Below are 6537 nucleotides of genomic sequence, written 5' to 3' on the forward strand. Positions count from 1 at the left end.
CACTTGCCACAACAAGTACTGATCAATCTGATGAAGCCGCCATATTATTATCTATTATTAATAACTCCGAAGATTTAGATTTAGATCAAAATACAATAGATATTATTAGTAATAATTTAGATAAAGTTGAAGCTAAAGGAAGAGAATATATAACAGGATTATTGGATATAATCCAATGGTATATTGATCCACTAACTCCTTTTTATAAATTCTTTAATGAAAGATTAAAGGCATGGGGAGGCCATAATATTATCGGCGACTATAAATATGATACCATAACGTCTGTTAAGTTTACTCAATATCCTTACGGTAAACAAAAACTAAGTAATCCTATATCCTATTTAAGGCTACCTTTATATGAACTACCTACTACGATCGGACATAAAAAGTTGAAAAAACATTATAAAGAATATGGATCATACGTATCAAATATAAAGTATAATTTTGCTAATAATTTCATTAAAGACCTATTTTATAGTAACGAATTACTTAAGGAATATCTAAAAAAAGAGCTTGAGGCTTTTAAAGCAAAAAAAACAGATATAGTGAATTTTTTAAATGACAGCATGAAATTAAGAGTAGAAAAATATTTGAAGGATTATGAGCATCCAGCGTCCTGGCAGAAATCTTATGTAGATGGATGTTATGAATTCTTAAGAGGAAATAATCCAGCACGAGTAGTAATTATAGAAGATATTGTACCAACTACACTTTTTTGGATACCCTCTTCTACTAGTAGTGATTATGGCCTGCTTTTTAGTTTTATCAGTGATACTTATAGCCATAGAGGGCATACCTCTCCAAAAATTGCTGATGACATAAGAAAAGATATATTAAGTTCTGTTTCATTTTATGATAGAAGCAAGTTTACTAAAGATACTTTTGAGAAGCTTACACCTGTGTATGAATATTATTGGCAGAGGAACATGATGGACCTTTATGAGAAAGTCGCAGGAAATATAAAATACAGGCTTTCACCTCTAAAGTCTAAGAAGGTAAAAAATGCGGCTGAATATTTATTCGATAGAAAAGTAGAAAATATTCAAAGTAATATAGATAGGTTAACCATAACTGATTCTCAGATACGTAATGAACATTTTTTAGACACTCTAAAAGTCGTTGGAGAAATTGTTGCATTTACTCTCGACATCTCAATAAATCTAATACCAGGTGGTAAAGGTTTCAAGATTCTTGGGAATCTTGCTGCGTTAAGTCTGGGGCAGTTATCCAGTAGTCTACCAAATATTATAAAAGCACAAAGTGCTATTAATCATAAAGAATACGAAAGGCTTATATATGAAGTAAAAAAAAATGCATTAATTGCAGGATTAACGGCTCTTCCTGGTATTTACCTAGACTATAAATCAATTAAAGGATTCCATAAAATATCAAGAAAATATGGTGAAGCATTCACAGATAATGTATTTAAAAAAGGACTCACTACTGATCCAATATGGTTAAGAACTCCATTATTAAGTAAATTTGATGAAGTAAAAAACTATATAAATACTAGACTTCAAAGATTTAAAGCTCTTACAGCTTGGCAAGGAAAGAAAAATATAGATGTGTTTTTAGAGAGATATTATAAATCTAATAATAAATTATGGGCAAATAAAATGCTAAGTAATAGAAATACAGAGTCAGTATTAAAGGCTAATTTAGATAATTACCAAAAAAAATACACCTATGGTAATAATGCGGTAAATTCAAATCTAAATGAGCAATTAGTTTCTATTCAAAGAATTAAACCAGAAAGACCTATTGCCACTAATATGCAAGGATACTTTGATAAAATTAAAAATAACCGTTTAATAAAAGAAGCAATTACCTCTCCGTCAGAAAAATGTGAATTTATATTGAGCGAAGTTGCTGATTTTATGCAAAAAAATCACTTTACTAATATACAATATAGAGCGATGCTTATATGGAATAGTGGTCTAGAGACCCTTCCAACAAACCACTTTGTAGTAAAAGGAATAAAGCATGGTGAACCATATATATTTGATTTAACTGCACATCAGTTTGCAAATAAGGGTATGCCATCTATAAATTCTCCACTATTATTATCTGAAAATGAATGGCTAGGAGCTTATCAAAATTCTTTTGAACGCAAACTTATAAAGTTTAAGGATTTTGAAAGACAAAATGATGCAACAATGTTTGCTTCTATATGGAATACACCAAAAGTATCAGATCCAATCATGGGTGGTTTTATATTAAAAAAACCGAGTTGGTACAAAAATGTTCTAGCAGATCCTCCTATGCCATTACCCAGCAATCTTAATTTAAACAACCCTTCTCGTAATATCGCAAACAAGTTATTTATGAGCGAATCAAGGGGTTCAAATGTATGTTGGGAGTTTGCAACTGAAGTATTAGAAAGAAAAGGTGAACAACTTATTATTGGTAAAACAGACCTCAACAATCTTTTTAAACTGGCAGCGAGAGGCGATCCAGAAAGTATGAGAAGGCTACTGAACCTTCATCACGAAAATATTTCTTCTATGAGTAAGCTTATTAGTATTGAAGAAGGTCGGTTAGTAATGTTCACTAAACTTGATGGGAATGTTGAAAGTGTAGCACATGTAGCAACAAGTGTTGGAGGAGGAAAATTTGCTGGCATCAATCAAATGTCACTAACGGCACCAGATGGAATAGTTACAGCAGAACAATTTGGTATTTTTTATAATGGTAAATTAAGACCCCATCATAATTTTAATAATGATTTAAATGTTTACAGTATTGATCCTAGAACTCTTCGTACTACTAATCGTAGAGTAAATATGTCACGAGTTGAAGAACTTTTGGGTCCAGATTCAGAATTTGTTTTACACCATACAGGGGTTTTACAAGTAAAAGCCCATGGAGATACATCTAGTATAAACTATCTTAATGGAATGGAGTTGACTAATGTTATTAAAGGCTTAGCTATTGCAAAAAACATTGACTTAAGTAAAGTAAATTTGATTACGCTTAAAGCATGCTATGGAGCTACGGGTGATTATCCTATAGGTCAACAAGTTGCAGATCTAATAAATAAGCAAGTTAAAGCTTATAAAGGAATATTTAGTGAAGCCACAGCAATAAATCATCCTGGGGCTACTATTTTTAGTCCTAACAAAGATTTTGATATATTAGCAAGTATGGAAATGAATACTAAATTTGATAATTTTATGCTATGGGTAGATCAACACAAAAGATTTCTTAATCCATCTAATATAAGAACTCGTCGTTCCATCTCAACAAGTACTAATTCCTCTAGAAGCTTAGAATTCATAAGTTCGACTATGTTAACTGATACCCTAAGGTTACTATTTAAAAAAATAGAAGTATCAGAATATTTTGATAAAAATTTAATGTTTTTTATAACAAGAGTTAACTTAGATTGGGAAGAAGAAAAAATAATAAGGTTAAAAAATGAAATAAAAAAAGAATTAGATTCAGTTGTTAGATCATTTAAGGATGATGGTGATGAATACACGTTAATGCTTAAAGTTATTGAGGTACTTACTACAACAGAAGATAGTTATGATAGGCTTAATGAGTACTTTAATGGTAAATTTTCAATTTTGGTGGATGTCGCAAACAGGGTAGATCAAATAGTGAATTAGCTGTACAAAGAGGCATTGTTTCTTACCCCCTTAAAGTTATAAATATATTGTCAAATCCAAGTCAAAGTATAGTAAATAATTGGTATGAAAAAGAAACAATGCCATGTAGAACCTTAATAAACAAGGATATGATGTTACTAGGAATCAAGTAAGATACTTAATGGATAAAATGGGATTACAAACTATTTACCCGAAGCCAAATACAAGCGCAAAATCCAGGCATGAACATAAAGTATATCCATACCTTATGAAAAGTATTTGTGTTTACTATCCTAATCAAGTCTGGTGCTCTGATATAACGTATATTAGAATGAAGCATGGACATATCTATTTAGTAGCCATTATGGACTGGTATAGTAGGTATGTTATAGATTGGCAGTTGAGTATTAGTTTAGAAGCAGAGTTTTGTGTTGATACTCTTATTAGAGTTTTAGAAAATAATGTTTGTGGCATTATGAACACAGACCAAGGGTCTCAATACACCTCTAATAATTGGGTAAATAAGTTGATAAACAGAGGTGTTTCAATTAGTATGGACGGCAAAGGTAGATGTTTTGATAATATTTTTATCGAGCGTTTATGGAGGAGTGTAAAGTATGAGTGTATATACTTACACGAGTTTAACTCTGTTGCTGAAGTTAGAGAAGCTTTAGCTGATTACTTTGATTATTATAACAATGATAGACTACATCAAAGTTTGGGTTATAATACTCCTGCTGATGTGTATTGGAAGAGTTAAGATAGATAATATTTTTGATAATTTGACATCTATTTTCTGACTAAATACTGTCCTAAAAAATTCCTCACTATACCACCATAAAATTAGTCAAAGTTTGTAACAGTACCAATGAGCCACTAAAGTTTAGTAGTGATAATAGTAGGTGAAGGTTGATCAACTAAAATAGTTTGAAGAACTTCGCTTTGATTTACAGATCCAGAATATGTTCTATTATTTATCCAAGATATTTTGCTTCTAGCCCATTGTTGCATTTTTTTGATATCAGGTTGAGAATTATTAGTTGGGTCTGCATACATTGAAAGATAAAAGTATAGACTTCCTTTTTTATCTTTGTTCGGTAATACATTAATTGAGTTTTCATAATTTTGTTGAAATTTCTCACAAAAGTTTTTCACAAAAGTAGAATTTATCTGCATAGAGTCATCTATTTTATATCTTTCTTTGCGAAATAAATATAAATAATTATTTCTAATAAAAGTAGAAATTAAGTTAATATAATTCTTTAATAAACAGGTTCTTATTTGACCAGTTATACCATGACGATTAATAATCCCATAACCTTTTGACTCAGTAAGTATACCTACTAACGTTGTTAAAATGCCATAAGATAGAAGTCCTACCTCTATAGGGGGAAATAGGTTTTCTAAGCTTTTTAATGTAGTCGCACTTACTCCACTAGTAAGTGTATTACTTACATCTGTTCTATACTTTAATGAACTATAATCATTTGCCTTAGAAGCGATGTATTTCATAACCTTTTTTTCAACAGAAGGATTGGATGTTTGTTGCTCAAATTTAAGGTTATATGCTACTAATGCATTGCTTATAGCTTCATTGATTTTTAGAGTTTTAGTAATGGTGTTGAAACAATCTTTCACTTTACTTACAGTCTGTTGAGAAATTTTGATATCTGTATCGAAATTAATATTATTATTCCTATTATATTTTTTTAATTCTTTAGCTAAATTTTTATAATATTTAACTTTGTCACTACCAATAATATCTTCTATATCTTTAAAGCTATCTTTACTACATAAGTAAGCCCAAAGTTTCTCAGTATCTGATGTGTTTTCTATTTCTAGATAGTTTATCTCATCATGACTAAGCATAACTGAATTTTCATCATATTTTAATCTCTTAAGAGCATCAGCTATATATTTGAATAAGTTTTTCATAACTGTCTTATGTCGAGTATCCGGAGTTAAGTAGTATGTCATTATTAACTCTTCCATCTTATAAAAATTATCTAATAATACTGACTTATCTCTGGATAAATCAAAAACTACGGCTTGATGAAGGATAGATAATACAATAAAGGAATAGTGCGATGTGAGATAGCTTCTATCATCCTTAAATGCAATATTAATAATTTTATCACCAAAAGAGTTGAAGATATCTTTCAACTCTTCATCAGACTGGGTTCTACCTAATAAAGCTTTAACTTTATTAGCTTTTTCTACTTCTTTAGTTGTTATTTCTGTAGTATGGATTTTATTATGATCACCCTCATGTATGACTCGTTGACCAAAATTACTAAGGCTAGAACTTATGATATTTTTATTATGCTGAATATTATATAGCTCTAAGAAAGAATTTACTCCATTCTCAAAAGATGTTTTTATTGCTTTGAGAGATATGAATTTTATTTCACTAGACATGAATGTCACCTTTTTAGTATATTCGTGAGATGAGTAACATAACAATAGCTATTAAAAAATAATAATAAAATGATTTTATACCAAATAAAATCGGTTTTGTCGCAAATATTTAAATCAGTGACAATTTTCATGAAATCAGTATGCTCTAGATACAGTTATGCTGCTATAGAATAGAATTGATCCCAAATAGTCATATTTTCAGCATTAATGTGCTGACCTTTTCTAATCATATTTATTAACTCATAACCAGCGATAGTGGACTCCATGGAGTCCCAAGACTTAAATCCCATCATGGGTCGAGTCAATCGTTTAATACTTCTATGATCCTGCTCTATCAAATTATTTAAATACTTATTTTGTCTAATTTCAATACCATGAGTTAACCATATCCCTAGTAAAAATAAGTAGATATTGATAGTCAGTAATGCAGCCTCATTAGCACCAGATTTATCTACATTTACTTTCTCTGGCAAACCATGCCTACCAATGGCTTTCTTAAAGAATTTACGTGCAGCTTTTTCATTTCTTT

At 30.2% G+C, this 6537-nt stretch carries 2 protein-coding genes and 2 pseudogenes; 2 read left to right on the plus strand and 2 right to left on the minus strand.

What is annotated here, in order from left to right:
• Both F3D62_RS11290 and F3D62_RS11295 read left to right on the plus strand, forming a co-directional pair.
• Positions 1–3611, plus strand: a pseudogene (locus F3D62_RS11290) (hypothetical protein); the annotation flags it as partial.
• A gap of 124 nt (positions 3612–3735) precedes the next feature.
• A pseudogene (locus tag F3D62_RS11295) lies at positions 3736–4350 on the plus strand (IS3 family transposase); the annotation flags it as partial.
• Between the two features lie 116 nt (positions 4351–4466).
• On the opposite strand, the gene F3D62_RS11300 reads toward F3D62_RS11295, so the two are convergent.
• Complete coding sequence (locus tag F3D62_RS11300) at positions 4467–6008, minus strand: hypothetical protein (RefSeq protein WP_150468358.1); 1542 nt, start codon at positions 6006–6008, stop codon at positions 4467–4469.
• Positions 6009–6163: 155 nt separating this feature from the next.
• Positions 6164–6537, minus strand: a 374-nt coding sequence (locus F3D62_RS11305) for a DDE-type integrase/transposase/recombinase (protein ID WP_150468163.1), incomplete at its 5' end; no start/stop codon positions are given.

It is taken from the genome of Francisella sp. SYW-9, from assembly GCF_008711465.1.
GTDB lineage: Bacteria > Pseudomonadota > Gammaproteobacteria > Francisellales > Francisellaceae > Francisella.